This is a genomic window from Variovorax sp. VaC1, from assembly GCF_043658315.1.
Lineage (GTDB): Bacteria > Pseudomonadota > Gammaproteobacteria > Burkholderiales > Burkholderiaceae_C > Variovorax.
Map to the genome: position 1 here is coordinate 316768 of NZ_JBIGLT010000002.1, position 26005 is coordinate 342772.

A 26005-nucleotide genomic window follows, 5' to 3' on the forward strand; every position below is an offset into this window, starting at 1 on the left:
CGACCCATGGCGTATGAACAGGTGCTTTCCCAGGACGAGGTCGATGCGCTGCTGCAAGGCGTCACCGGCGGCGATCTCGACCAGGCGGCCTCGCCGCCGCCACCGCCACCCGATGGCCTGCCGGCCTACGACCTCGGCGCACCCGACCGGGTGGTGCGCAACCGCATGCACACGCTGGAGGTCATCAACGACCGCTTTGCGCGTGGCCTGCGCAGCTCGCTGCTGAACTTCATGCGCCGCAGCCCCGACATCTCGGTGGGGCCGGTGCAGATCCAGCAGTTCGGCGAGTTCGTGCGGCACCTTCCGGTGCCCGCGAACATCAACATGATCCACATGAAGCCGCTGCGCGGCACCGCCCTCTTCGTGTTCGACCCGAAGCTGGTGTTTCTGGTGGTGGACAACCTCTTCGGCAGCGACGGCCGCTACCACGTGCGCGTGGAAGGCCGCGACTTCACGCGCACCGAGCAGCGCATCATCAAGCGCCTGCTCGACCTGTCGCTGCAGTGCTATGGCGATGCCTGGCAGCCGGTGTTTCCGCTCGACTTCGACTACGTGCGCGCCGAGATGCACGGCAAGCTCGCGAACATCGTGGCGCCCAACGAGGTGGTGATCAACACCACGCTGCAGATCGAGTTCGGCCCCATCGGCGGCTTTCTGCACGTGTGCCTGCCCTACTCGATGATCGAGCCGATCCGCGACCTGTTGTCGAACCCGATCCAGGACGAGGTCGAGGTCGACAAGCGCTGGGTCACGCAGATGTCGCGCCAGATGCAGGCGGCCGACGTCGAGCTCACCGCCGATTTCGTGACCATGCCCTCGACGCTCGGCGAAGTGATGAAGCTGCAGGTCGGCGACGTGATCCCCATCGAACTGCCGACGACGGTCGTTGCCAAGGTCGGCGGCGTGCCGGTGATGGAGTGCGGCTACGGCACCTCCAACGAGCGCTACGCCCTGCGCGTGCAACACATGATCTCCCACCAAGACAGCGATTTGAAGAACGACCATGACTGACAACACCCCTGCCGCCAGCGACGCGGACGACTGGGCCAGCGCGCTGGCCGAGCAGACGGCGGCCAGCGCACCGGCGCCGACACCCGCGCCCGAACCCGCCGTGGCCCCGGCCACCGCGCAGGTCTTCCAGCAGATCCAGGACACGCCGGTCGCGCCCGCTGGCAGCCCCGCGCCCGTGGACATCGCCCGCGTGCTCGACGTGCCCGTGCAGCTCACGGCCGAGATCGGCCGCACGCGCATCACCATCAAGAACCTGCTGCAGCTGTCGCAGGGCTCGGTGGTGGAGCTCGACGGCCTGGCCGGCCAGCCGCTGGACGTGCTGATCAACGGCTACCTGATCGCGCAGGGCGAGGTGGTGGTGGTGAACGAGAAGTACGGCATCCGCCTGACCGACATCGTCACGCCCTCCGAGCGCATGCAGAAGCTCGCGCGCTCATGAGCCTGGCGCGCCGCCACCTGTCTCGGGCCGCATCCCTTGTTGCGCGGGGGGCGGCGCTGCTGGCCTTTGCCACGCAAGCGGTCCACGCGGCGCTGCCCACGGTGCCGACGCCGGTGCACGAGGCCGCGCCGGTCGCGACCGGTGGCTCGGGCCTGCTGCAAGTCGGCTTCGGCATGGCGGCGGTGCTGGGCCTGATCTTTCTGTGCGCCTGGCTGGCGCGGCGCTTCGGTCTTCAGCGTCTGGGCAATGGCCAGGTGGTGAAGGTGGTGTCGAGCGCGATGGTCGGCCAGCGCGAGCGCGTGGTCGTGGTGGAAGTGGGCGACCAATGGCTGGTGCTCGGCGTCACCAGCAGCCAGGTCAACACGCTGCACACCCTGCCGGCGCAGGCCCATCTCACGACAGCTACCTCGAACGCCACGCAGGCTGCCCCGCGCAGCCCCGTCGAACTCTTTGCCCAGAAGCTGCGCGAATCCCTCTCGGGCAAGGCGCGTACCGCCCCATGACGCACCCCGCCTTGCGCCGCGGCCTGCGCGCCGCGCTGTTGCTGCTCGCCGCCACGCTGCCCGCCGCCGCCTGGACCCAGGGCCTGCCCGGCATCACCAGCACGCCCGGCCCCGGCGGCAGCCAGACATGGTCGCTGAGCGTGCAGACCATGGTGCTGCTGACCTCGCTCACCTTCCTGCCCGCGCTGCTGCTGTCGATGACCAGCTTCACGCGTATCCTGATCGTGCTGGGCCTGCTGCGCACCGCCATCGGCACGCAGACTTCGCCACCCAACCAGATCCTGGTCGGGCTTTCGCTGTTCCTCACCTTCTTCGTGATGTCGCCGGTGTTCGACAAGGCCTACACCGACGCCTACGTTCCCTTCTCCGAGAACAAGCTCAGTGCCGACAAGGCGCTGGAGCGCGGCATCGCGCCCTTCAAGACCTTCATGCTCAAGCAGACCCGCGAGACCGACCTGGCCCTGTTCGCCCGGCTCGCCAAGGTGCCCGACATGCAGGGCCCGGAAGACGTGCCGCTGCGCATCTTGCTGCCGTCCTTCGTCATCAGCGAGCTGAAGACGGCCTTCCAGATCGGCTTCACCATCTTCATTCCCTTTCTCATCATCGACCTCGTGGTGGCGAGCGTGCTGATGTCGATGGGCATGATGATGGTGCCGCCCGCATCCATCGCCCTGCCCTTCAAGCTGATGCTCTTCGTGCTGGCCGACGGCTGGCAATTGCTCATCGGCGCGCTGACGCAGAGCTTCTACCTCTAGGTACGCAGACATGACACCCGAATCCGTCATGACCATGGGCCACCGGGCCATGGAAATCTCGCTGCTGCTGGGCGCGCCGCTGCTGCTGGTGGCGCTGGTCATCGGCCTGATCGTCAGCATCTTCCAGGCCGCCACGCAGATCAACGAGGCCACGCTGTCCTTCATTCCCAAGCTGCTCGCGGTGTTCGCGACGCTGGTGATCGCCGGGCCGTGGATGCTCGACCGCATGCTCGACTACATGCGCGCACTGTTCTCGAGCATCCCGCAGATGCTGGCGTGACGCCTTCGATTTTCTCCGTCACCTCGGGCCAGCTCGAAGGCTGGATGGTGGCCTTCCTCTGGCCTTTTGTTCGCATGCTGGCGCTGGTGAGCACCGCGCCGATCTTTGCCGAGTCGTGGGTGCCGCGGCCGGTGAAAGTGGCGATCGCGGCCATGCTCACGCTCGTGATCTCGCCCACGCTGGGCGCGTTCCCGGCGGTGCCGGTGGTGTCGGCCGGCGGCTTGTGGATCATCGTGCAGCAGGTGCTGATCGGCGTGGCCATGGGCTTCACCATGCGGCTGGTGTTCACGGCCGTGCTGGCCGCGGGCGAATACATCGGCCTGCAGATGGGCTTGTCGTTTGCGTCCTTCTTCGATCCGATGAGCCACGGCAGCACCATGGTGGTGTCGCGGCTGCTGAACATGCTGGCCATGCTGATCTTTCTGGCGCTCGACGGACACCTGCTGATGGTGAACGCATTGGCCGAGAGCTTTCACACCTTGCCCATCGCCGATGCGCCGTGGGTGGCTGGTGGCTGGATGTTCCTGGTGCTGGCGGCCGGCGACATCTTCGCCAGCGGGCTGCTGCTGTCGCTGCCGCTCGTGACCGCACTGCTGACCCTCAACCTCGCCATGGGCATCCTGAACCGCGCCTCGCCGCAGTTCAGCATCTTCGCGGTGGGTTTTCCGCTGACGCTGCTGGCGGGAATCGTGATGCTGCAGTTGCTGATGCCGAACCTCGGTGCGTTTCTCGAGCCGAGGTTTGCGGAGTCGTTGGGGAACATGCTGCGGGTTACGCAGGGGTTGCGGCCGTAGAGGCTGGTTGCGTCAGCGCTCCTACCGCTATCGCGGCTTGAGACAAGCGCTTTCGTTTTTTGTCTCCGTGCAGTCCATCACGTCGCTGGTGCCGCAATGGTTGCCCGATTCTTTCCCCTGGTTTTTGCCCCCGTGAGCTTCCCATAATCCGCCGCTCAGCCCTTGGCTCCGAGGGCGGATTCAGGGAGAACACATGTCCGCACGCAGTGCTGCGCCCTCGCGCACGCTCGAGATCAGCAGCACCGCCATTCCATCGATTCTTGGGCGACCCGCGCTGGAGCCGGTGCGGCTGTCGGGACATGAAGGTGTCAACAGCTTGTTTGAATACGAGCTGCTGCTCAAGACTCCCGATGCCTTGAACCTCGGCGCCAGCGGGGCCGCCGACTTTGATCTCGACAGCTTCATCGGTCGCGAGATCACCTGCAACATCCAGCTCGACGGTGCAGGCGAATTCACTTCGGGCGCCACGGGTGCCTCGGCCGATCACGTCGGCGCGGGCGTGCGTCAGATCAGTGCGTTGATCACTGATGCCGCCATGTGGGGCGAGGAAGGCCGCCACATCCAGTACAGGCTCACACTTCGCCCCTGGCTGCACCTGGCCACGCTCACCACCGACTGCAAGATCTTCCAGAACAAGACCGTTGTCGAAGTGTTGGACGAATTGCTGGGCGGCTACGACTTCGGTGTCGACAAACGCCTGATCGAGACCTACCCGAAGCGCGATTATTCCGTCCAGTACAACGAGAGCGACTTCGCGTTCTTCAGCCGCCTGTGCCAGGAATGGGGCATCAGCTTCTTCTTCGAGCACAGCGAAGGCAAACATCGCCTCGTGCTCATTGACAACATGGGCGCCTACAAGAAGAACGACAGTGCGGCGTATCAGGAGGTCGAGTACCACGCACCAGGCTGGAAGGTTGACGCGGAGTACGTGCACAGCTTCGTGCCGCACAACCATCTGACCAGTGGCGCCCGTGACACGAGGGGGCATCAGCTGTTCGTCGGGGGGAGGAGCTTGCTCGGCTGCCACGATGCCCTATTCCACCGATGGCGGCAGGACATGGAAAAGAGTTTGGTCCCCTGGCACCACCTATGACTTGATGGTCAGCGGATCGACGGCTTATCAGTCGCACTACCGTCCCGCGTATGGAATTACCAGCACTGACGAACTCGATCTGGTCCTTCCTAAGCCGGTGAGCGGCGACTGGAAGTCGGCTCCTAATTTCGCATTCAAACCTCGTATTCCTCCCGCAGACACCAAGGTGCTATGTAAAGCCAACGACAGCGGGAGCCGCAAATGAGCCAAGACAAAGACCTGAGCTCGCTAACCCCCGTGAAGCCCGATCCCGGGACATATCAATGGGTCAAGGGCAAAGTCACCGGCATTGACGAGAAGCAGGAGGATCGTACCCACACCGTCGGCGTCCCGCCGCCGCCGAATGGTTGCGCGAGTGGTCGCTGCATGTGCGCGATGTCAGCCAGGACAGTCATTTTCCCAACGGAGTGGTGGCGCGCGGCCCGCACGGCTTTGGTGGCCTGCACGCCGAGGCTTACGACGGCGGTGCGAACTGCCGTCGTCGCCCCCTGGCATCGCACCGCGATGCCCCACACCCACACTCAGTTCAAGTAATTGAACAACGAAATATTGTTCAACTTGGCAAACGTCATCTGCGTCGCCTGCAGCGACGACTGGCGCTGATAGAACTCCGAGATCGCGCTGTACGGGTCCAGGTCTTCGATGCTCGACAGGTAGCTTTCTTCCTGCAGCTTGCGCGCGGCGCCGCCGGTGTCGAGCGCGTCGAGTTCGGTCTGGCGCGAGCCCACCGACGACAGCACGGTCAGCACGTTGTCGTGCGCGTTCGTGATCTTCACGTTGGCGGTGCTCAATGCGTTCTGCAATTGCGCCTGCGCGGCCGCGCCGCCGCCGGCCAGCGGCGTGCGCAGCGCGCTCACCAGTTGGCCGATGGCTGCGAAGATGTCGGTGCCGGCGTTCTGCGCGGTCGACACGTCGAAGCTGTCGCCGTTGGCGGGCGCGCCGCTGATCTTCACCTGCACGCCACCGAAAGAAATGGGCGTGTCCGGCGAGAAGGTGCCGCTGGCGGCCACCACCGGGGGCGTGTCCTTGGTGGTCACGGTGTAGTTGCCGCCGGCAAAGCTGATGGTGAAGTCCTTGCCGTAGTTCGGTGCCGTGGCGTTGGTGATGCCGACCGGGCCGAAGACGCCGCTGCCGGTGTTACCCGCTGCGCTCGTGGTCACATAACCCGCGCCGCCCTGCACCGACTGAAAAACGGAGCGGCCGTCGTCCGAGGTCGACATCTGCCGCGCCACGTCGATCTGCATGAGCCGCTGGCCCTGGTCGCCTACGTACTGCACGCCGCCGCCGGGGGCGGCCACGAAGGGCGCGCTGCCGCTCTTGAAACCGGCGAACAGGTACTGCCCGTTGCCGTCGTCGGAGTTGGCCACGCCCACGAGCTGGTCGAGGCCGCTCTGGATGGTGGTGGCGAGCGAGTCGCGGTCGGCGTCCGACAGCGTGCCGCCGCCGGCCTGCACCGTCAGCGTCTTGATGTTCTGCAGGATCGCGGTCACCGAGTTGAGCGCGTTCTCTTCGGTCGACAGCGCGAGCCCGGCGCGTTGGCGGCCGGTGGCGTACTGCGCGATCTCGGAGAGCGTCTGGCTCACACCGAGCGCGCGGGCCGCGCCGACCGGGTCGTCGCCGGCCGTGAGGAACTTGGAGTTGGTCGCCAGCTGCTGCTGGACCTTGAACAGCTTCTGCTGCTGCAGGCCCATGGCGTTGACGTTCTGCTCGTAGAAGGATTGGGTGCTGATGCGCATCGCGGTTCCTGGAGTCTGTGCGTGAATGGGGTCAGCCGCGGATGCCCAGGATCGTGTCGAACATGGTCGACGCGGTCTGGATCACGCGTGCATTGGCCTGGTACATCTGCTGGAACATCAGCAGGTTGGCGGTTTCCTCGTCCTGGACGACGCCCGAGATGCCTTGCTGGCTGGCCTTGATCTGGCCGGTCACGCTGTCTTGCGTGGTGCTGGCGACCTTGACCGCCATGGCCCGGTTGCCGACCTCGCTCACCAGCTGCGAGTAGGCACCGTTGAAGGTCGCGGTGCCGTTGCCCATGGTGGTCTTGCGCTGCAGCGCGCCCAGCAGCAAGGCATTGCTGCCATCGGACACGCCCGAGGTGTTCTTGTTGATGGTGAAGGTGTCGCCCTGCGCGGGCGTGCCGGTCATGCTGACGGTGATGCCGCCGAAGCTCATCTTGGCGCCGGCGGTGTACGGCACGGGCGTGCCAGCCGGGTAGCTGGTGCTGGTGCCGTTGGCCAGCGTGACCGTGACCGCCGAGGTGACCGGAAAGCCCGACAGCGTGCCGGTGCCGGCATCGAAGCTCAGCGTGACCGGTCCCGCCAGCGGCGAAGCCGGGTAGGACGCATCGACGGTGGCCGCGCCCAACGCGCCATTGCCCTTGTTGCCGGCGACGTTGCCGGTGGTGATCGGCGATGCGGCGGCCACCTTGGCCGGATCGCGCACCAGCACGTCGAGGTCGCGTGCGCCGGTGCGCGTGGGCTGCACCAGGAAAGAGTCGCCGGCCTGTGCCGTGCCGCTAGCGGCCGTAAGGCTCACGCCGTCGAAGGTGATCGGGAAAGAAGTGAAAGAGCCCATCGACGTCTTGTCGGAAAGCCGCGTGACCGAGTAGGTGAGCGTGCCCGCCACATCGGTCACGCTGACGTTGTAGTCGCTGGTCGTGAGCTTCGACGCGTCGGACAGCGTGGCGCCCAGCGTGAGGTTGCCCGCGTTGCCGGCGTTGGACATCACGCCCGGCACGGCCTGCGTGAAGAAGTTCGTGCCGAGTGCGCCGTTCAGGTCCACGCCCAGCTTGTGCTGCGCATTGACCGCATCGGCCACCGACATCGCAAGGCGGCCGATCGCGTTCTGCGTGGGAATGAGCGTCTCTTTGCGGAAGGCCATCAGGCCGCCGAGCACGCCGCCCGTGATGCTGCTGTCATCGAGTTCGCTGGTGTTGCCGGCAAAGCCCGAGAGCGCGACCACCTTGCGGGTCGGGTCGGCCGCCGACGGCACCGCGGCCATCTTGGCGGCGTAGTCGCCCACCACCAGCGACTGGCCGGTGGCGATGAACACGTTGTACTTGCCGTTGTCCTGCTGCAGCACCTTCACGTCCACCACCTGGCTGAGCTGGCTCACGAGCAGGTCGCGCTGGTCGAGCAGGTCGTTGGGCGGCTGGCCACCGGCCATGGCGCTGATCTGGCTGATCTGCTGGTTGAGGCTCGCGATCTTGGTCGCGTAGGTGTTGATCTGGTCGACGCTGCCGGTGATCTGCTCGTTGACCGAGGTGTTCAGGTCCGACAGGTACTGGTCGGTCGCGCGGAACTTGCTGGCCAGCGCCTGCGCGGAGCTGATCATCTGCTGGCGCGCCGCCGGGTCGGCCGGCGTGTTGGCCACGCCCTGCATGCTGGTGAAGAAGCTCTGCATCAGCGGCGCAATGCCGGACGTCTTGTCGGCCAGCAGCGTGTCGATGCGGTTGATCTGCGTGCCGTTGGTGGCGAGCGCCGCCGAAGCCGACTGCGCGGACGAGAGCTGCGCGGTCAGGTAGCGGTCGTAGCTGCGCGACACGGTCAGCACATTGGCACCCGAGCCGATGAAGCCCGAGCCGCTCGAAATACCGCCGGCCGAGGCGATCTCGGCCACCTGGCGGCTGTAGCCCACCGTGTACGCATTGGCTGTGTTGTGGGCGGTAGTCATCAGCGCGGTGCGGGCGACGCCGAGGCCGCTCAGACCTGTGTAGAACATGCTGGACATAGGGCTTTACCTGTCAATGGGGTGTTGGGTCTGGCATCGCGAGCGATGCCTCTGGGTGTTTATCGGCAGCGCGCGCCAAAACTTGAGGGTCGGGGCTGGGTATGCCGTCCTTCTGGTTCAGAACTCCGTCCAGTCGCCTTTGGCGTCGCTGGCCATGGCGAGTTGAGGGGCCGCCGTGCCGGTGCCGGGCTCGCGCCGGGCGGGCAGTGCCTTGGCGCGCGGCTTCGGTGTTGGCTTGGCAGGCTTGGGGATCGGCGTGATGCGGGTGAAGCCAGGGCGCGTGGTGGCGACTGCGTTGGCGTCGAGCTTGAAGACGCTGACGGCTTGTACGAGGCTGCCGGCTTGCTCTTGCAGTGATTGGGCCGCTGCCGAGGCTTCTTCTACAAGCGCGGCGTTCTGCTGCGTGACCTGGTCCATCTGCGTGATGGCCTGGTTGATCTGCTCGATGCCCGAGGTCTGCTCTTGGCTCGCCGCAGTGATCTCTCCCATGATGTCCGTCACGCGCTTGACGCTGCCCACGATCTCTTCCATCGTGCGGCCGGCTTCTGCGACCTGCTTGCTTCCTTCTTCGACCTTTTCGACCGAGTCGCCGATGAGCGTCTTGATTTCCTTGGCTGCAGCGGCCGAGCGCTGCGCGAGGCTACGAACCTCGGAGGCGACCACCGCAAAGCCACGGCCTTGCTCACCTGCGCGTGCCGCTTCCACGGCAGCGTTCAGCGCAAGGATGTTGGTCTGGAAGGCGATGCCGTCAATGACACCAATGATGTCTACGATCTTTTTGGACGACGCATTGATCGACCCCATCGTGTCCACCACCTGAGACACGACGCTGCCACCCTTCACAGCCACCTCGGAAGCAGAAACCGCCAGCTGATTCGCCTGCCGCGCATTGTCCGCGTTCTGCTTCACCGTAGAGGTCAACTCTTCCATCGAAGCCGCCGTCTGCTCCAGCGAACTCGCCTGCTGCTCGGTGCGCGAAGACAAGTCCTGATTCCCCGCCGCGATCTGCCCCGAAGCCGTCGCAATGGTGTCGCTCGAATCCTTGATCCCGCCCACGACCGAGGTCAGCGTCGCCTGCATCTGCTTGATGGAGTGCAGCAGGCTGCCGTCGTGCGCGGCATCGGCCTCGACCGCGATCGACAGGTCGCCGTTGGCGATGCGCCCGACCACGTCGGCGGCGTACTTCGGCTCGCCGCCCAGCTGACGGCCCAGTTGGCGCGCGACCAGCACGCCCAGCCCCACGCTGACCGCAATGCCGGCCAGCGCCATCACCAGCATCATCAGCCGCGAGGTCTTGTAGGTGGCGTCCGCCTGCTCGGCACGCACGCGCGCAAGCTCCTTGCTGTGTCCGACCATGCCCTTGAGCACGTCTTCCAGGGCGCGCGATTCCTGCAGCATCCGCGTGCTGTCCTCGCCCACCTGGTTTGCGAACTGCGAGCTGTCCAGCGGCTGCTTGTTGACCAGCGCCAGGAAGTCGTTCATGTGCGCCTTCAGCGGCCCCACCAGGCTTTCGAACCGGCCGTAAAGCTTGGTGCCCTCCGGGCTCTCGTCAAAGAAAGACTTGGCCTCGGCGGCACGCGACGACAGGCTTTCGAGCGACGCCTTGAGTTCGTCCGCCCCGGCCTTGCGATCGCCGAGCGTGCCCGCCGACAGCAGCGTCACCTGGGCGCGGCTCGCGTACAGCAGGTGGATGTTGGCTTCCTGCACGGCTTGCAGGGCACGCAGCTCGTTCGCGTAGAGCTGCTCGGTTGATGCGCTGATGCGCCCCATGTGAAAGATGCCGAGCGCACTGACCGCCGCACCGATCGCCGCGACCACGAGAAAGCTCAGGAGCAACCGGGCGGTCACTCGAAGATTCTGGAACCACTGCATTGTCTTTTCCCCTTTATGGCGCCAATGCGGTGAATGGCGATGGTGCGTAGCGCGGGTGCGCCACGTCGATGGCGTGGCTGCTGCTGTCCAGACGGAACACGCTGACCACTTGCGACAGGCTTCCTGCCCGCTCTTGCAGCGATTGCGCTGCGGCCGAGGCTTCCTCTACAAGCGCTGCGTTCTGCTGCGTGACCTGGTCCATCTGCGTGATGGCCTGGTTGATCTGCTCGATGCCCGAGGTCTGCTCTTGGCTCGCCGCAGTGATCTCTCCCATGATGTCCGTCACGCGCTTGACGCTGCCCACGATCTCTTCCATCGTGCGACCAGCTTCTGCGACCTGCTTGCTGCCTTCTTCGACCTTTTCGACCGAATCACCGATCAGCGTCTTGATCTCTTTCGCTGCGGCTGCCGAGCGTTGCGCGAGGCTACGAACCTCGGAGGCAACGACTGCAAAGCCACGGCCCTGCTCGCCTGCGCGTGCAGCTTCGACGGCGGCGTTCAGCGCCAGGATGTTCGTCTGGAAGGCGATGCCGTCAATGACACCAATGATGTCCACGATCTTCTTGGACGACGCATTGATCGACCCCATCGTGTCCACCACCTGAGACACGACACTGCCGCCCTTCACAGCCACTTCAGAAGCCGACACAGCCAGTTGATTGGCCTGTCGCGCGTTGTCCGCGTTCTGCTTGACCGTCGAGGTCAGCTCTTCCATCGAAGCGGCGGTCTGCTCCAGCGAACTCGCCTGCTCTTCCGTGCGCGAAGACAGATCCTGATTCCCCGAAGCAATCTGGCTCGACGCTGTCGCGATCGTGTCCGTGCCCATGCGCACCTCGCCCACCACCTTGGCCAGGCTCGCGTTCATGTCTTTCAGCGCCTGCATCAGCTGCCCCGCCTCGTCGCGGCTGTCCACGCGGATGCTCGCGCTCAGGTCGCCGGCGGCCACCGTCTCGGCGGCGGCCACGGCACGCCCCAGCGGGCGCACGATGCCCACGCTCAAACGCCACGCGAACAACGCCCCCACCAGCAGCGCGATGCCGGACAGCACCATCAGCATGGTTCGGCCGCTCGACTGGTCGGCCGCGATGCCTTGCGCCACGGCGTCGATCCGGTCGCGCTGGTGCGCCGCAAGGCTGGCCACGGCGTTCTCGTAAACGGTCAGGCCCGCCGCGAACTTGGTGTCGGCCAACTCGCTGGCCTCCGCGCCCTTGTCCTCGGACTTGAGCTTGTTGATCTTCTCGATGATCTCCAGCACGATCGCACGCGCATCGGCCACGTCGGCGTACAGCTTCTTTTCTTCCGGCGAGGTCAGCATCTCTTCGAGCTTCTTCTGCACCGGATTGATCTTGGCCGAGCTCTCGGCGCGAGCGTTCGCGAAATAGGTCACCACGGCCGGGTCGGTCGCCTTGACCATGGCGAACGAGCGCACGATCGTCGGGCCCAGCAGGTTCGACCACTGGTTGGCCAGCCGCTCCTTGACCAGCGCGTGCTTCATCATTTCGTCGGTGGCGTGGCCCACGTTCGCCAGGCGCAGCATGCCGATGCCGGCAATGACCGCCATCAACAGCAGCATGGCCGCAAAGCCGAACCCCAGGCGCGTGCCGATTTTCAGATTCTTCAAACTCATTTGTCTTTTTCTTTCAGAACTGGAACGAATCTCGCCGCGCAACACGGCGTTGTCGGTTCGTTATCGGCATCGGCGCGCCGGTGTTGAGCCCTCGCTTCTCAAAATTCGGTCCAGTCTCCCTTCGCATCGCCGGCTATGGCGAGTTGGGGTGCCGCCGCCGACGCAGCGGCCCGGCGTGCGGGCAGCGCCTTGGCGGGTGGCCTCGGTGCTGGCTTGGCAACCTTCGGAATCGGCGTCAGGTGGGTGAATCCGGGGCGCGCGGCCCTGGACTGGGTGCTGAGCTTGAAGATGCTGACGGCTTGTACGAGGCTGCCGGCTTGCTCTTGCAGTGATTGGGCCGCTGCCGAGGCTTCTTCTACAAGCGCGGCGTTCTGCTGCGTGACCTGGTCCATCTGCGTGATGGCCTGGTTGATCTGCTCGATGCCCGAGGTCTGCTCCTGGCTCGCTGCGGTGATCTCGCCCATGATGTCCGTCACGCGCTTGACGCTGCCCACGATCTCTTCCATCGTGCGGCCCGCTTCTGCTACTTGCTTGCTGCCCTCTTCGACCTTCTCGACCGAATCACCGATCAGGGTTTTTATCTCTTTCGCTGCAGCTGCGGAGCGTTGCGCAAGGCTTCGCACTTCGGATGCAACGACTGCAAAGCCACGACCTTGCTCGCCAGCGCGAGCAGCTTCAACAGCGGCATTCAGCGCCAGGATGTTGGTCTGAAACGCGATTCCATCGATCACGCCGATGATGTCCACGATCTTCTTGGACGACGCATTGATCGACCCCATCGTGTCCACCACCTGCGACACGACGCTGCCACCCTTCACAGCCACCTCGGAAGCCGACACAGCCAGCTGATTCGCCTGCCGAGCGTTGTCCGCGTTCTGCTTCACCGTCGAAGTCAGCTCTTCCATCGAAGCAGCCGTCTGCTCCAACGAACTCGCCTGCTCTTCCGTGCGCGAAGACAGATCCTGATTCCCCGAAGCAATCTGGCTCGACGCCGTCGCGATCGTGTCCGTGCCCGTTCGCACTTCACCGACGATCTTCACGAGGCTGTCGTTCATGCCCTTCAGAGCGTCCAGCAGCAAACCGGTCTCGTCCGTCGTCCGCGCCTCGATGTGGCTGGTCAGGTCGCCCGCCGCCACCGATTGCGCCACCTTCACCGCTTCCGCCAGTGGCCGCGCCACGATGCGGGCGATCCACAGCGCCAGCACCAGGCCCAGCGCCACGCTGCCCAGCAGCAGGCCCAGCACCCACAGCCTGGCTTCTTCGTACACCGTATCGGCCGTCTGGCCCGCGCTGAGCGCGCCCGCCAGGTTCACCTGCGTCAGCTTGTCCAGCGCTTCGCCCATCTCACGGCTCAGCTGCTGCGACTTGCCACGGATCAGGCCGCTCACCTGGTCGGTGTCCTGCGTGTGGGAGATGGCGATGATCTTGTTGTGTTCGAGCGCGTACTGCGCCAGCAGCTTTTCGAACACCGGGTAGGTCGCACGCTCCTCGGGCTCCGAGATGAGCGCCTCGTACTCGGTGCGCTTCTTCTGCAGTGCCTTCCACGACTCGTCCATCGACTTCTCGTAGGTCGCCATCTCGGTGAACGAACCCGACAGGGCGTGCGCCATCTCCTGCGAGCGATAGCTCGCCACCATGCCCTTCAATTCGAGCAACGAGCGCGTGGCCGGCAACCAGTTGGTCGAAAGGTCCGTGGACATCTGGTGAACCTTGCCGAGCTGCATCACCGAGATCACGCCGACACAGGCCGTCAACACAAGGACGGCAATGAACGACACAAGCAGCTTGGTCGCGATTTTGAGGTTGTAGAAAGTTTTAATGATTTTTCCTTTGGGCCGTGGGGCCCGATTCAATTCATTGCCGCGGGACGCGGTCGCCCGGCCGGGCCGGTCGGCGGCGCTCGCGGCGGTGCTTGTTCCTAGAACGCACGCCAGTCGCCGCTGTCGGCGCCGGCCGCAGCCAGTTGGGGCAGCGATGGTGCTGCCGGTTTTGCACGCACGGCGGGCAACGCCCTGGCGTGGGTGCGGGGCACGGCATGGCCATCCGTGTCGAGCTTGAAGATGCTGACGGCTTGCACGAGGCTGCCGGCTTGCTCCTGCAACGACTGAGCCGCTGCTGAAGCCTCTTCAACCAACGCTGCGTTCTGCTGCGTGACTTGGTCCATCTGCGTGATGGCCTGGTTGATCTGCTCGATGCCCGAAGTCTGCTCTCGGCTCGCAGCGGTGATCTCTCCCATGATGTCTGTCACCCGCTTGACGCTGCCCACGATCTCTTCCATCGTGCGGCCGGCTTCTGCGACCTGCTTGCTGCCCTCTTCGACTTTCTCTACAGAGTCGCCGATGAGGGTCTTGATTTCCTTGGCGGCTGCGGCCGAGCGTTGTGCAAGGCTTCGCACTTCGGAAGCAACGACCGCAAAGCCTCGGCCCTGCTCACCCGCGCGAGCAGCTTCAACAGCTGCATTCAGCGCCAGGATGTTCGTCTGGAAAGCAATGCCGTCAATGACACCAATGATGTCCACGATCTTCTTGGATGACGCATTGATCGAGCCCATCGTGTCCACAACTTGAGACACAACACTGCCGCCCTTCACAGCCACCTCGGAAGCCGACACCGCCAGCTGATTCGCTTGCCGCGCGTTGTCCGCGTTCTGCTTCACCGTCGAAGTCAGCTCTTCCATCGAAGCGGCGGTTTGCTCCAGCGAACTCGCCTGCTCTTCCGTACGCGAAGACAGATCCTGATTCCCCGAAGCAATCTGCCCCGAAGCCGTCGCAATCGTCTCCGTACCCGAACGCACCTCGCCCACCACGCGGGCCAGATTCGTGTTCATGTCCTTCAGCGCCTGCATCAGCTGCCCCGCCTCGTCGCGGCTGCCGACTTCGATGTTCGCGCTCAGGTCGCCACCCGCCACCGTCTGCGCAACCTCGACAGCCTTCGTCAGCGGCCGCACGATGCTGCGCGAAATGAAGAACGCGAAGACCGCGCCGCTGACCACCGTCAGCAACGCCAGCAGCATCTGCAGGTTGAAGCTGCGCGCGTTCGCCGCGTCGATGGCAACGCCCATGTCGTCGATGGCCTTGCGCTCCATCTGCAGCAGGTCGAGCACCCGGCCTTCATAGGCCTTCGCGGCCGGCTGGAACGACTCCTTGAACGCGCGCGTGGTGTCCACCGCGCTGCCGCTCGCCCTGGCCTTGCCCACCTCGTCCTTGGCGGCCTGGTACTTGGCGCGCAGCGCGACGATGGACTTGAACAGCGCCTTCTCTTCCTCGGTCACCAGCAGCTTCTCGACCTTCGCCATGGTCTCGCTGCCCTTCTTCACGCTGTCGGAGATGACGTCCGCGAACACCACCGGCAGCGTCTCGTCGGTGGTGCGGGCGATCATCGAGGTGCGCGCGATCGCCGAGTAGGTCAGCACGTACCAGTCGGAGATCAGCCGCTCCTTGGCCAGCGGGCTTTGCATCATCACCCGGGTGGCTTCCGCGTTGCTGCGCGCCGAAACCAGTGCGATCGCGGTCGACACCACGGTCAGGCCCAGGACGACGGCGAAGGCCACGGCCAGACGTGTCCCGATGCGGAGATTGGAAAAGAAGGTCATGGTGCAGGCGTTGAAGGTTGAAGGCGGTGATGCAGCCCCGGCCTTGCGGCCATGGCGCGGCGATCAGGCGGTGGCTGCGGCCTCGACAAGGCCCATTTCTTCGCTGGACATCAGCCGGTCGATGTCCACCAGGATCAGCATCCGCTCGTCCAGCGTGCCCAGCCCGATCAGGTAGTCCGTGTCCAGCACCGAACCCATCTCCGGCGCCGGCTTGATCTGCTCTGCCGTCAGCGTGATCACGTCCGACACGCTGTCCACCACCATCCCCACCACCCGACCCCCGATGTTCAGCACGATCACCACCGTGAACTGGTCATACGTCGGGTCGCCCAGCTCGAACTTGATGCGCATGTCGATGATCGGAACGATGATCCCGCGCAGGTTCACCACACCCTTGATGTACTCCGGTGCGTTCGCGATCCGCGTCACCGCGTCGTAGCCGCGCAGCTCCTGCACCTTCTGGATGTCGATCCCGTATTCCTCTTCCCCCAGCTTGAAGGTCACCACCTCCAGCCGCGGGCCGTTGGCGGCCGGGGACGGCGCCGAGGCGGCTTGTTTCAATGGGTCTTTTGCCTTCGTCGTCAGCATCTCGTGTCCTCCGGTTTAAAACTCGTTGCGACCGCCGGCGCCATCGCCGGCCTCGGTCCTGAAAACCCGCACGGCCCTGACCAGGCCGTCGGCTTGTTCCTGCAGCGTCTGCGCCGTGGCGAAAGCCTCTTCCACCAGCGCGGCGTTCTGCTGCGTCACCTGGTCCATCTGCGCGATGGCCTGGTTGATCTGCTCGATGCCCGAGGTCTGCTCCTGGCTCGCGGTCGTGATCTCGCCCATGATGTCGGTCACCCGCTTGACGCTGCCCACGATCTCTTCCATGGTCCGGCCGGCCTGCGCGACCTGCTTGCTGCCCGCAGCGACCTTCTCGACCGAATCGCCGATCAGCGTCTTGATTTCCTTGGCGGCCGATGCGGAGCGCTGCGCGAGGCTGCGCACCTCCGACGCGACCACGGCAAAGCCCTTGCCCTGCTCGCCCGCACGGGCTGCTTCCACAGCGGCATTCAGCGCGAGGATGTTGGTCTGGAACGCGATGCCGTCGATCACGCCGATGATGTCGACGATCTTTTTCGAGGACGCGTCGATCGAGCCCATCGTGTCCACCACCTGCGACACGACGTTGCCGCCCTTCACCGCCACCTCGGAGGCCGACACGGCCAGCTGGTTGGCCTGCCGCGCGTTGTCGGCGTTCTGCTTGACCGTCGAGGTCAGCTCTTCCATCGACGCGGCCGTCTGCTCCAGCGAGCTGGCCTGCTGCTCGGTGCGCGACGAAAGATCCTGGTTGCCCGAGGCGATCTGGCTCGACGCCGACATCACGCCGGCCACGTTGGTGCCGACGTCCGCCACGATCGCGAAGAGGTTCGCGCTCATCTGGTTCAGCGCGCGCAGCAGCCCCGTGATCTCGTCGCCGGGCCGGATCTCGAAGCGCGCAAGGTCGCCGCCCGCGATGGCCCGCGCCACGTCCAGTGCCTCGTCCAGCGGACGGAAGACCGTGCGGCCGAGGAACTGCCCCAGCCCCACCCATGCCAGCGCGGCGGCCACGCCGCCCACGGCGACGACACCGGGCAGCCAGCTGTGCGCACCCGAGGCAGCGGCCAGCTTCGACGCTTCCATCCAGCCCACGGCACCGAAGCCCAGCGACAGCAACGCAGCCAACACCGTCGCGCCGAAGACCCGGCGCCGCACCGGAACGCGCCGCAGTTGCGCCAGCGGATTCATCCAGCCACGCTGCGCCACCTCGCCCTGCACGATCTCGATGCCCTTCGCATCGCCTTCGCGGATGCGGCGATACAGCGCGTCCGCCGCCGCCACGTCGGCGCGCGCGGGCCGGCTGCGCACCGACATGTAGCCCTGCACGCGGCCGTTGCGGTTGATGGGCGTCACGTTCGCGAGCACCCAGTAGAAGTCGCCGTTCTTGCGCCGGTTCTTGATCAACCCGGTCCAGGGCAGGCCCTGCCCCAGCGTTTGCCAGAGATCGGCAAAGGCCTCGGGCGGCACGTCCGGGTGGCGCACGATGTTGTGCGCCTTGCCCATGAGCTCGCCGACGGCGTAGCCGCTGGCCTCGATGAAGGCCGGGTTGACGTAGGTGATGCGGCCCTTGAGGTCGGTACGCGACACCAGGGCCGCGTCCTGCGAAAGCTCGTATTCGATGTCGGTGATGGGCAGATTGACGCGCATGGTCGTTCGCCGTCTTCAGGCCAATGCCAGCTGGTTCGCGCCGCCGAGGCGGAACACGCCGACGACTTGCGAGAGGCTGCCGGCTTGCTCTTGCAGCGATTGCGCCGCTGCCGAGGCTTCTTCTACAAGCGCTGCGTTCTGCTGCGTGACCTGGTCCATCTGCGTGATGGCCTGGTTGATCTGCTCGATGCCCGAGGTCTGTTCCTGGCTCGCTGCGGTGATCTCGCCCATGATGTCTGTCACGCGCTTGACGCTGCCCACGATCTCTTCCATCGTGCGGCCGGCTTCCGCAACTTGCTTGCTTCCTTCTTCGACCTTTTCGACCGAATCGCCGATGAGCGTCTTGATTTCTTTCGCAGCTGCGGCCGAGCGTTGCGCGAGGCTTCGCACTTCGGAAGCAACGACTGCAAAGCCACGGCCCTGCTCGCCAGCGCGTGCGGCTTCCACGGCCGCGTTCAGCGCGAGGATGTTGGTCTGGAATGCGATGCCATCGATCACGCCGATGATGTCCACGATCTTCTTGGAGGACGCATTGATCGACCCCATCGTGTCCACCACCTGAGACACGACACTGCCACCCTTCACAGCCACCTCAGACGCCGACACAGCCAGCTGATTCGCCTGCCGCGCGTTGTCTGCGTTCTGCTTGACCGTCGAGGTCAGCTCCTCCATCGAAGCCGCTGTCTGCTCCAACGAACTCGCCTGCTGCTCGGTACGCGAAGACAGGTCCTGATTCCCCGAAGCAATCTGGCTCGATGCCGTCGCAATCGTGTCCGTGCCCATGCGCACCTCGCCCACCACCTTGGCCAGGCTCGCGTTCATGTCCTTCAGCGCCTGCATCAACTGCCCTGCCTCGTCGCGGCTGTCCACGCGGATGCTCGCGCTCAGGTCGCCAGAGGCCACCGTCTCGGCCACTTCCAGCGCATGGCCCAGCGGGCGCACGATGCCCAGCGTCAGGCGCCATGCGAACAGCGCACCCACCACCAACGCGATGGCGGACAGCGCGATCAGCGTGGTCCGGCCTTCCGTGTGGTCCACCGCGATACCCTTGGCCGCGGCGTCGATCTTCTCTCGCTGATGGTTCGCCAGCGCCTCCACCGCACCGGCGTACACGCCCAGCGCGGCCGTGAACTTGGTGTCGACCAGCACGTTGGCTTCGTCGAGCTTCTTCTCGTCCTTCAGCTTGTTGAGCATGCCCACGGTTTCGAGCACGGTCGCCCGTGCAGCGGCCACGGCGGCATAGAGCGCCTTTTCTTCCGGCGTGCTCAGCATCGCCTCGAGCTTTTTCTGCGCGGGCGTGATGCGCGCCGAGCCCGCCGCCTGGAGCTTGGCGAAGTAGGCCGCGATCTCCGGATCGGTGGTCTTGACCATCGCGAAATTGGCCACCGTGTTCGACCGCAGCAGGCTGAGCCATTCGGTCGCCAGGCGTTCCTTGACCAGCGCGCCTTCGACCATCTCGTCGGTGGCATTGCCCACGTTGGTCAGGCGCAGCACGCCGGTGCCCGCGATGAAAGCCATCAGCAACAGCATCACCGCGAAACCGAGTCCCAGGCGCGTGCCGATTTTCAGATCCTTCAAACTCATTGCTCTCTTCCTTCAATAACGGGGACGGTGTCCGCGGCGCGCGGCGGGCCACCGGCATGAAATGGATTCATGACGGGCCGCTCTGGCAACGCCGTCTCCCTGTTATCGGCAGCAGGTCGCCAGACTTGAGTCCTTTCTTCTCAAAATTCGGTCCAGTCGCCCTTGGCGTCGCTGACCATCGCGAGTTGAGGGGTTGCCGTGCCGGTGCCGGGCTCGCGCCGGGCGGGCAACGCCTTGGCGCGGGGCTTCGCTGCTGGCTTGGCGGGCTTGGGGATCGGTGTGATGCGGGTGAAGCCCGGGCGTTTGGTGGCGACTGCGTTGGCGTCGAGCTTGAAGACGCTGACGGCTTGCACGAGGCTGCCGGCTTGTTCTTGCAATGACTGGGCCGCTGCCGAGGCTTCTTCGACCAGTGCCGCGTTCTGCTGCGTGACCTGGTCCATCTGCGTGATGGCCTGGTTGATCTGCTCGATGCCTGAGGTCTGCTCTTGGCTCGCTGCGGTGATCTCGCCCATGATGTCGGTCACGCGCTTGACGCTGCCAACGATCTCTTCCATCGTGCGGCCAGCTTCTGCGACCTGCTTGCTGCCCTCTTCGACCTTCTCGACCGAATCACCGATCAGCGTCTTGATCTCTTTCGCTGCGGCTGCGGAGCGTTGAGCAAGGCTGCGAACTTCGGAAGCAACGACCGCAAAGCCACGGCCCTGCTCGCCTGCGCGTGCAGCTTCCACAGCCGCATTCAGCGCCAGAATGTTCGTCTGGAACGCGATGCCATCAATGACACCAATGATGTCCACGATCTTCTTGGATGAAGCATTGATCGACCCCATCGTGTCCACCACCTGCGACACGACGCTGCCACCCTTCACAGCCACTTCAGAAGCCGACACCGCCAGTTGATTCGCCTGCCGAGCGTTGTCCGCGTTTTGTTTGACCGTCGAGGTCAGCTCTTCCATCGAAGCCGCGGTTTGCTCCAGCGAGCTGGCCTGCTCTTCCGTCCGCGAGGACAGATCCTGATTCCCCGAAGCAATCTGCCCCGAAGCCGTCGCAATGGTGTCCGTCCCCGAACGCACCTCCCGCACGATCTTCACCAGGCTCTCGTTCATCGCCTTCAGCGCCGACATCAGCCGGCCCGTTTCGTCCTTCGACTGCACGTCGATGCGCGAGCTGATGTCGCCGGCCGCCACCTTCTCGGCCACCTGCACCGCCTCGCCGATCGGCCGCGTGATCGATCGCGTGATGAACCACGCGATCGCCGCGCCCACCAGCATCGCGATGCCGCCCAGCACGAGCATCAGGTTGCGCGCCCACGCGTAGCCCGCAATGGCCTGCGCATTGGCCTGGTTCGACAGCTCGGTCTCGTGGGCGATCATGTCGTTGAGCACATCCACCAGCACCTGAACGGCCGGCTGGAACTTCGTGACGAAGATCTGTGTCGCCTCCTCGTTCATGTTCTTCAGCCCGAGTTCGGTCAGCTGGGTGTTCAACGGCAGGAGCACCGCCACCCGCTCGTCGACCTTGGCGAGCAACGCCTTGCCCGCCGGCGTGACCAGCAGCTTGGCCAGCGTCGCGCGGCCCACCGAGAAGCGGTCGCGCGCGGCGGCGATCTTCTTGACCTCCTCGTTCATGGCGGCGTCTTCGGTCAACAGAATCAGGTTGCTGTCGAAGATGGCGATGTCGCGGATCGCGTCCACCATCGTGTTGACCGCGCCCACCTTGACGTTGTTGCCGGTCACGATGCCGTTCAGCCGCGCCTGGATGTCGGCCATCGAGCTGAGGCCGAGGCCGACCACGGAGGCCAGCAGCAGGAGCACGGCCGCAAAGCCCATGCCGAGACGGGTGCCAATCTTGAGATTGAGAAGGGAGTTCATGGCGCTTTCAGGAATCTTTGGCGTTGACATGTTGAAAGACCCGGTCCAACCGCTGGGCGACTTTCGCCGCGTCGTGGGTGGACCGGCTGATCGACCGCGTGACGAACCACGCGATGGCGATGCCGGCGAGCAATGCGGCCCCCGCCAGGGCCATCACCGCCTGGCGCGCCCAGGCGCAGCCGGCACCGGCATGAAAGCCGAGGCCGAGCACGGCCGCCAGCAACAGCAGCGAAGCAATGAAACCCGTGGCCAGGCGACGAGCGATCTTGGGGTTGAGACGAGCACGCAGCACGGGTTCGTCAGGCCGCCTGGGCTTCGTCGGCATCGAGCTTGAAGGTGCTGACCGCCTGCACGAGGCTGTCGGCCTGCTCCTGCAACGATTGCGCCGCGGCCGAAGCCTCTTCGACCAGTGCCGCGTTCTGCTGCGTGACCTGGTCCATCTGCGTGATGGCCTGGTTGATCTGCTCGATGCCCGAGGTCTGCTCCTGGCTCGCTGCGGTGATCTCGCCCATGATGTCCGTCACGCGCTTGACGCTGCCGACGATCTCTTCCATCGTGCGGCCCGCTTCGGCCACCTGCCTGCTTCCTTCCTCGACCTTTTCCACCGAATCGCCGATGAGGGTCTTGATCTCCTTGGCGGCGGCCGCCGAGCGTTGCGCGAGGTTGCGCACCTCCGAAGCCACCACCGCGAAGCCCTTGCCCTGCTCCCCTGCGCGCGCCGCCTCGACGGCCGCGTTCAACGCCAGGATGTTGGTCTGGAACGCGATGCCGTCGATCACGCCGATGATGTCGACGATCTTTCGCGACGAATCGTTGATCGACCCCATAGTGCCCACCACCTGCGACACCACGCTGCCGCCCCTGACCGCCACGGCCGACGCCGACACGGCCAGCTGGTTGGCCTGCCGCGCGTTGTCGGCGTTCTGCTTGACCGTCGAAGTCAACTCTTCCATCGACGCTGCCGTCTCCTCCAGCGAACTGGCCTGCTGCTCGGTGCGCGACGACAGGTCCTGGTTGCCCGCCGCGATCTGCCTGGACGCCACAGCGATCGAGTCGGTGGATGTCTTGATGCGGGTCACGAGGTCGGTGAGCGTGTCTTCCATCTCGCCCATGCCGCGCAGCAGCCGGCCGAAGTCGCCGCCGCGCCCGGTCTCGAACTCCTGGCTCAGGTCGCCGGCCGCCACGGTCTCGGCGATCAGCAGCGCCTCGGCAATCGGCTGGGCGATGCTGCGCGTCAGCAGCCAGGCCATCACCGAACCCAGCGCGACCGCGAACACGGCGAGCGCGATCAGGTAGACGCGGCCCGAGCGGTACTGGGCGTCGATGGCGGCCGCGGTCCGGTCGATGTCCTGCTGTTGGTAGGCCGCCATGGCGCGGATGCTCGCGTCGTAGCGGTCGAGCGCCGGCAGCAGTTGGGTGTCGGTGAGCTTCGCGGCCTCGTCCCGATGGCCTTCCGCCTTGAGCTTGAGGACCTGGCTGCGCAGCTCGACGTAGTCGCCGCGCTTTTTCTTGATGTCGGCGCTCAGCGCCAGTTCGTCCGGCGAGCTCAGCATCTCTTCGAGTTTTTTCTGCGTCTCGGAGATCACGGCGCTGGTGCTGGCGATGTTCTTCTGCAGGTAGGCCTGCACCTCGGCGTCGTCGCTCTTGAGCAATGAGAAGGTGCGCACGCTGTTGGTGCTGGTGCCCAGTTGCCAGGCCGATGCCAGGCGCTCCTTCGCCAACGCGTGGCCGGCCATCTCCTGCGTGGCGTCGCCCACGGCGCGCAAGCGCAGCACGCCGATGCCCGCCGTGACCACCAGCAGCGCCAGCACCAGCGCAAAGCCGGCGCCCAGGCGCATTCCGATCGTCCAATTCTTCATCTGGGTGTCTCCTCTCGAACCGCTGTCGTTGTTATGTGGTTTCGAGTGTTCAGGCCGCGATCTTCTCGATGAGCCCCATCTCGTCGCTGGACATCAGCCGGTCGATGTCCACCAGGATCAGCATCCGCTCGTCCAGCGTGCCCAGCCCGATCAGGTAGTCGGTGTCCAGCACCGAACCCATCTCCGGTGCCGGCTTGATCTGCTCGGCCGTCAGCGTGATCACGTCCGACACGCTGTCCACCACCATCCCCACCACGCGCCCCCCGATGTTCAGCACGATCACCACCGTGAACTGGTCGTACGTCGGGTCGCCCAGCTCGAACTTGATGCGCATGTCGATGATCGGAACGATGATCCCGCGCAGGTTCACCACACCCTTGATGTACTCCGGTGCGTTCGCGATCCGCGTCACCGCGTCGTAGCCGCGCAGCTCTTGCACCTTCTGGATGTCGATCCCGTATTCCTCTTCCCCCAGCTTGAAGGTCACCACCTCCAGCCGCGGGCCGTTGGCGGCGCTGCCTTGCAATGCAGGCTGCTGCGTTTGCTGTCTCTGGATGCCAGTGATCTCTGCCATGGTTTTCCTTTGCGTGGTGTGTCCCGCCGCGCGCATTCATGCGCGCGTGCGAACGAACGAACGAACGAACAATCGAACCGTGAGCCGCGCGCGGCTCAGCCGAACTTCTGCATGATGCGAACCAGCTTCTCGCCGTACCGCGGATCGGTGGCGTAGCCCGCGCGCTGCAGGCCATGCGCCGCCTCGTTCGCATCGTCGGTCGCCAGCACGTTCGCGTAGCGCGGGTTGCGGGTGATGAAGCGCGCGTAGTCGGTGAAGGCCTCGTCGTACGAGGCATAGGCCCTGAACCTGGCGCGCACCTTCTGCGGCTCGCCGTCGACGTACTCGGTGGTGGTGGTCTCGACCGTCGGGCCCTTCCAGCTGCGGTCGGCCTTGATCCCGAAGAGGTTGAAGCTCTGCGTGCCGTCGTCGGCGCGAATCTCGCGCTTGCCCCAGCCCGACTCGAGCGCGGCCTGCGCCAGGATCAGCGGCGCGGGCACGCCGCTCGCGGCGCTGGCCACCTGCGCCGATGCACCCATGCGGCCCACGAACTCATCGACCTGGCCCTGCAGCGATGCATTCGCGGCCGGCGCGCGGCGGTCGTTGTTGATCTGGTAGACGCCCAGGTCTGCAGCGGTCGACACGCGGCCGCTCGGCGCCGAGCCGAGGGGAATGCCCGCGCGCGGCCCGTACGGCAAGCCGCCGCGCGGTTCGAGCGACATGGGTTTGGTGCCGATCTCGGCGTCCGCCTCGGCATCGGGCGGGCCCGATGGCATGGTGCGGCGCAGCTGCGCGAGCATCGCCTCGGCCAGCCCCACGCCGCGCCCCGACAGGTTCTGCGTGAGCTGCTGGTCGAACATCGACAGATAGACCTTCCGGTCCTGGCTGTCGAGCAGGCCGCTCGAAGGCGTGGCCTCGCGCATGCTCTTGAGCACCATGTTCATGAACAGGGCCTCGAACTGGCGCGAGACCTGCTGCAGGCCTTCTTCGGGCGAGGTGCGCACGGTGCGCCGCAGGGCATCGACGCCCTGCACGTCCAGTGCGAAGCGCTGGTCGAGCGCGCCGCTGCGGCTGGCCGCATCCGCGCCGGCCCACGCGCTGTTGGAAGAGATCGTCATGGCGGCGGCCTCAGATGATCTCGAGCTCGGCGCTCAGCGCGCCGGCCGACTTCATGGCCTGCAGGATCGACACGAGGTCTTGCGGGTTCGCGCCCAGGCTGTTCAGGCCCTTGACCACATCGGAGAGCGACGCACCGCCGCGCACCATCTGGATGGCGCCGCCGCCCTGGTTGACCGAGATCTGCGAGGTCTGCGCCACCACCGTGCTGCCACCCGAGAGCGCACCCGGCTGGCTGATCACCGGCTCGGTGTTGATGACCACCGACAGGTTGCCGTGCGCCACGGCGCAGTCTTTCACGCGCACCGCCTGGTTCATGACGACCGAGCCCGTGCGCGCATTGACCACCACGCGCGCGCCGGCCTGCGTCGGCGTGATCTCCAGGTCTTGCAGCCGTGCGAGAAAGCCCACGCGCTGTTGCGGCTCGGGTGCCTGCACGCGGATCACGCGGGCGTCCATCGCCTCGGCCGTGCCGGGGCCGAACTGCCGGTTGATGGCGTCCATGGCGCGCTGCGCGGTGCCGAAATCGGAGCGGTTGAGCTCGATGGTGAACGAGCCTTCGGCCCCCACCGGGGCCTCGACCGTGCGCTCCACCAGCGCGCCGGCGGGAATGCGCCCCGAGCTGAGCTGGTTGACCTGCACCTTGCTGCCATTGGCCGCGGCACCCGCGCCGCCCACCACCATGTTGCCCTGCGCCACCGCGTAGGTCGCGCCATCGACGCCCTTCAGCGGCGTCATCAGCAACGTGCCGCCGCGCAGGCTCTTGGCATTGCCCATCGACGACACCGTGACGTCGATGTTCTGCCCCGGCCGCGCGAACGAAGGCAGCGTGGCCGTCACCATGACGGCCGCCACGTTCTTCAGCTGCATGTTCACGCCCTGCGGAATCGTGATGCCCAGCTGCTGCAGCATGTTGTTCAGGCTCTGCGTGGTGAAGGGCGTCTGCATGGTCTGGTCGCCCGTGCCGTCCAGGCCGACCATCAGGCCGTAGCCGATCAGCGGGTTGTCGCGCACGCCCTGGATGTTCGCCAGCTCCTTGAGCCGCTCCGCATGCACAGGCGTGAAGAACGCAGCGGCGCAAACAAGGGCCACGGCGATGCGCAA

The 26005-nt window shown here is 65.5% G+C and carries 22 protein-coding genes; 7 read left to right on the forward strand and 15 right to left on the reverse strand.

Going from position 1 to position 26005, the window contains the following annotated elements; all coding sequences use genetic code 11:
* Positions 1-6 precede the first annotated feature (6 nt).
* The 7 genes from fliM (at position 7) to ACGLHS_RS08475 (ending at position 4875) form a co-directional block, all read left to right on the forward strand.
* On the forward strand, positions 7-1011 hold the full coding sequence (gene fliM, locus ACGLHS_RS08445; protein ID WP_093238274.1) for a flagellar motor switch protein FliM: 1005 nt from the start codon (positions 7-9) through the stop codon (positions 1009-1011).
* The gene (gene fliN / locus ACGLHS_RS08450; protein ID WP_093238272.1) at positions 1004-1450 is read left to right on the forward strand and encodes a flagellar motor switch protein FliN; all 447 of its coding nucleotides are present in this window, start codon (positions 1004-1006) and stop codon (positions 1448-1450) included. The genes fliM and fliN overlap by 8 nt, the downstream gene beginning before the upstream one ends.
* Positions 1447-1953, forward strand: coding sequence for a flagellar biosynthetic protein FliO (gene fliO / locus ACGLHS_RS08455; protein ID WP_394478719.1), 507 nt, complete (start codon positions 1447-1449; stop codon positions 1951-1953). The genes fliN and fliO overlap by 4 nt, the downstream gene beginning before the upstream one ends.
* Entirely contained in the window at positions 1950-2708 is a 759-nt protein-coding gene (fliP, locus tag ACGLHS_RS08460; RefSeq protein ID WP_394478721.1) for a flagellar type III secretion system pore protein FliP, read from the forward strand. Before fliO ends, fliP begins: the two co-directional genes overlap by 4 nt.
* Positions 2709-2718: 10 nt before the next feature.
* The gene (gene fliQ, locus ACGLHS_RS08465) at positions 2719-2988 is read left to right on the forward strand and encodes a flagellar biosynthesis protein FliQ (protein ID WP_093238268.1); all 270 of its coding nucleotides are present in this window, start codon (positions 2719-2721) and stop codon (positions 2986-2988) included.
* Between the two features lie 8 nt (positions 2989-2996).
* On the forward strand, positions 2997-3782 hold the full coding sequence (gene fliR, locus ACGLHS_RS08470) for a flagellar biosynthetic protein FliR (protein ID WP_394479871.1): 786 nt from the start codon (positions 2997-2999) through the stop codon (positions 3780-3782).
* 193 nt (positions 3783-3975) lie between these two features.
* Complete coding sequence (locus tag ACGLHS_RS08475; protein ID WP_394478724.1) at positions 3976-4875, forward strand: type VI secretion system Vgr family protein; 900 nt, start codon at positions 3976-3978, stop codon at positions 4873-4875.
* A gap of 521 nt (positions 4876-5396) precedes the next feature.
* On the opposite strand, the gene flgL is transcribed toward ACGLHS_RS08475, so the two are convergent.
* From flgL to ACGLHS_RS08550, 15 genes are all read right to left on the reverse strand, one after another.
* Positions 5397-6611, reverse strand: coding sequence for a flagellar hook-associated protein FlgL (gene flgL, locus ACGLHS_RS08480; RefSeq protein ID WP_394478726.1), 1215 nt, complete (start codon positions 6609-6611; stop codon positions 5397-5399).
* Positions 6612-6642: 31 nt separating this feature from the next.
* Positions 6643-8604, reverse strand: a complete 1962-nt coding sequence (gene flgK, locus ACGLHS_RS08485; protein WP_394478728.1) for a flagellar hook-associated protein FlgK — start codon at positions 8602-8604, stop codon at positions 6643-6645.
* A gap of 117 nt (positions 8605-8721) precedes the next feature.
* Entirely contained in the window at positions 8722-10476 is a 1755-nt protein-coding gene (locus ACGLHS_RS08490; RefSeq protein ID WP_394478731.1) for a methyl-accepting chemotaxis protein, read from the reverse strand.
* A 13-nt stretch (positions 10477-10489) separates the two neighbouring features.
* The gene (locus ACGLHS_RS08495; RefSeq protein ID WP_394478733.1) at positions 10490-12103 is read right to left on the reverse strand and encodes a methyl-accepting chemotaxis protein; all 1614 of its coding nucleotides are present in this window, start codon (positions 12101-12103) and stop codon (positions 10490-10492) included.
* A gap of 98 nt (positions 12104-12201) precedes the next feature.
* Positions 12202-13923 (reverse strand): methyl-accepting chemotaxis protein, encoded by a 1722-nt coding sequence (locus ACGLHS_RS08500; protein ID WP_394479873.1) that lies wholly within the window; start codon positions 13921-13923, stop codon positions 12202-12204.
* Positions 13924-14021: 98 nt separating this feature from the next.
* Positions 14022-15695, reverse strand: a complete 1674-nt coding sequence (locus ACGLHS_RS08505; RefSeq protein WP_394478735.1) for a methyl-accepting chemotaxis protein — start codon at positions 15693-15695, stop codon at positions 14022-14024.
* 63 nt (positions 15696-15758) lie between these two features.
* Positions 15759-16283 carry a chemotaxis protein CheW gene (locus tag ACGLHS_RS08510; protein ID WP_176801048.1) on the reverse strand — a complete coding sequence of 175 codons (525 nt, stop codon included), beginning with the start codon at positions 16281-16283 and terminating at the stop codon, positions 15759-15761.
* Between the two features lie 15 nt (positions 16284-16298).
* On the reverse strand, positions 16299-17921 hold the full coding sequence (locus ACGLHS_RS08515) for a methyl-accepting chemotaxis protein (protein ID WP_394478738.1): 1623 nt from the start codon (positions 17919-17921) through the stop codon (positions 16299-16301).
* 15 nt (positions 17922-17936) lie between these two features.
* Complete coding sequence (locus ACGLHS_RS08520) at positions 17937-19505, reverse strand: methyl-accepting chemotaxis protein (RefSeq protein ID WP_394478740.1); 1569 nt, start codon at positions 19503-19505, stop codon at positions 17937-17939.
* A gap of 140 nt (positions 19506-19645) precedes the next feature.
* Entirely contained in the window at positions 19646-21373 is a 1728-nt protein-coding gene (locus tag ACGLHS_RS08525; RefSeq protein ID WP_394478742.1) for a methyl-accepting chemotaxis protein, read from the reverse strand.
* A 7-nt stretch (positions 21374-21380) separates the two neighbouring features.
* A complete protein-coding gene (locus ACGLHS_RS08530) occupies positions 21381-21698 on the reverse strand; it encodes a hypothetical protein (protein ID WP_394478744.1) in 318 nt (105 codons plus the stop codon).
* Entirely contained in the window at positions 21673-23232 is a 1560-nt protein-coding gene (locus tag ACGLHS_RS08535; protein ID WP_394478746.1) for a methyl-accepting chemotaxis protein, read from the reverse strand. The genes ACGLHS_RS08530 and ACGLHS_RS08535 overlap by 26 nt, the downstream gene beginning before the upstream one ends.
* A 49-nt stretch (positions 23233-23281) precedes the next feature.
* The gene (locus ACGLHS_RS08540) at positions 23282-23806 is read right to left on the reverse strand and encodes a chemotaxis protein CheW (protein ID WP_256327219.1); all 525 of its coding nucleotides are present in this window, start codon (positions 23804-23806) and stop codon (positions 23282-23284) included.
* 95 nt (positions 23807-23901) lie between these two features.
* Entirely contained in the window at positions 23902-24903 is a 1002-nt protein-coding gene (flgJ, locus tag ACGLHS_RS08545) for a flagellar assembly peptidoglycan hydrolase FlgJ (RefSeq protein ID WP_093238248.1), read from the reverse strand.
* 10 nt (positions 24904-24913) lie between these two features.
* Positions 24914-26005, reverse strand: a complete 1092-nt coding sequence (locus tag ACGLHS_RS08550) for a flagellar basal body P-ring protein FlgI (RefSeq protein ID WP_093238246.1) — start codon at positions 26003-26005, stop codon at positions 24914-24916.

Excerpts from the sequence above, each read along its gene's own strand:
- ACGLHS_RS08475 (WP_394478724.1), top strand. The coding sequence starts at position 3,976 with ATGTCCGCACGCAGTGCTGCGCCCTCGCGCACGCTCGAGATCAGCAGC.
- fliN (WP_093238272.1), top strand. The coding sequence starts at position 1,004 with ATGACTGACAACACCCCTGCCGCCAGCGACGCGGACGACTGGGCCAGC.
- ACGLHS_RS08490 (WP_394478731.1), bottom strand. The coding sequence starts at position 10,476 with ATGCAGTGGTTCCAGAATCTTCGAGTGACCGCCCGGTTGCTCCTGAGC.
- ACGLHS_RS08495 (WP_394478733.1), bottom strand. The coding sequence starts at position 12,103 with ATGAGTTTGAAGAATCTGAAAATCGGCACGCGCCTGGGGTTCGGCTTT.
- ACGLHS_RS08535 (WP_394478746.1), bottom strand. The coding sequence starts at position 23,232 with ATGAAGAATTGGACGATCGGAATGCGCCTGGGCGCCGGCTTTGCGCTG.
- ACGLHS_RS08540 (WP_256327219.1), bottom strand. The coding sequence starts at position 23,806 with ATGGCAGAGATCACTGGCATCCAGAGACAGCAAACGCAGCAGCCTGCA.
- flgJ (WP_093238248.1), bottom strand. The coding sequence starts at position 24,903 with ATGACGATCTCTTCCAACAGCGCGTGGGCCGGCGCGGATGCGGCCAGC.
- flgK (WP_394478728.1), bottom strand. The coding sequence starts at position 8,604 with ATGTCCAGCATGTTCTACACAGGTCTGAGCGGCCTCGGCGTCGCCCGC.
- fliO (WP_394478719.1), top strand. The coding sequence starts at position 1,447 with ATGAGCCTGGCGCGCCGCCACCTGTCTCGGGCCGCATCCCTTGTTGCG.
- flgL (WP_394478726.1), bottom strand. The coding sequence starts at position 6,611 with ATGCGCATCAGCACCCAATCCTTCTACGAGCAGAACGTCAACGCCATG.
- ACGLHS_RS08505 (WP_394478735.1), bottom strand. The coding sequence starts at position 15,695 with ATGACCTTCTTTTCCAATCTCCGCATCGGGACACGTCTGGCCGTGGCC.
- ACGLHS_RS08510 (WP_176801048.1), bottom strand. The coding sequence starts at position 16,283 with ATGCTGACGACGAAGGCAAAAGACCCATTGAAACAAGCCGCCTCGGCG.
- ACGLHS_RS08515 (WP_394478738.1), bottom strand. The coding sequence starts at position 17,921 with ATGCGCGTCAATCTGCCCATCACCGACATCGAATACGAGCTTTCGCAG.
- fliM (WP_093238274.1), top strand. The coding sequence starts at position 7 with ATGGCGTATGAACAGGTGCTTTCCCAGGACGAGGTCGATGCGCTGCTG.
- ACGLHS_RS08525 (WP_394478742.1), bottom strand. The coding sequence starts at position 21,373 with ATGAACTCCCTTCTCAATCTCAAGATTGGCACCCGTCTCGGCATGGGC.
- fliQ (WP_093238268.1), top strand. The coding sequence starts at position 2,719 with ATGACACCCGAATCCGTCATGACCATGGGCCACCGGGCCATGGAAATC.
- ACGLHS_RS08520 (WP_394478740.1), bottom strand. The coding sequence starts at position 19,505 with ATGAGTTTGAAGGATCTGAAAATCGGCACGCGCCTGGGACTCGGTTTC.
- fliP (WP_394478721.1), top strand. The coding sequence starts at position 1,950 with ATGACGCACCCCGCCTTGCGCCGCGGCCTGCGCGCCGCGCTGTTGCTG.
- ACGLHS_RS08530 (WP_394478744.1), bottom strand. The coding sequence starts at position 21,698 with ATGCCGACGAAGCCCAGGCGGCCTGACGAACCCGTGCTGCGTGCTCGT.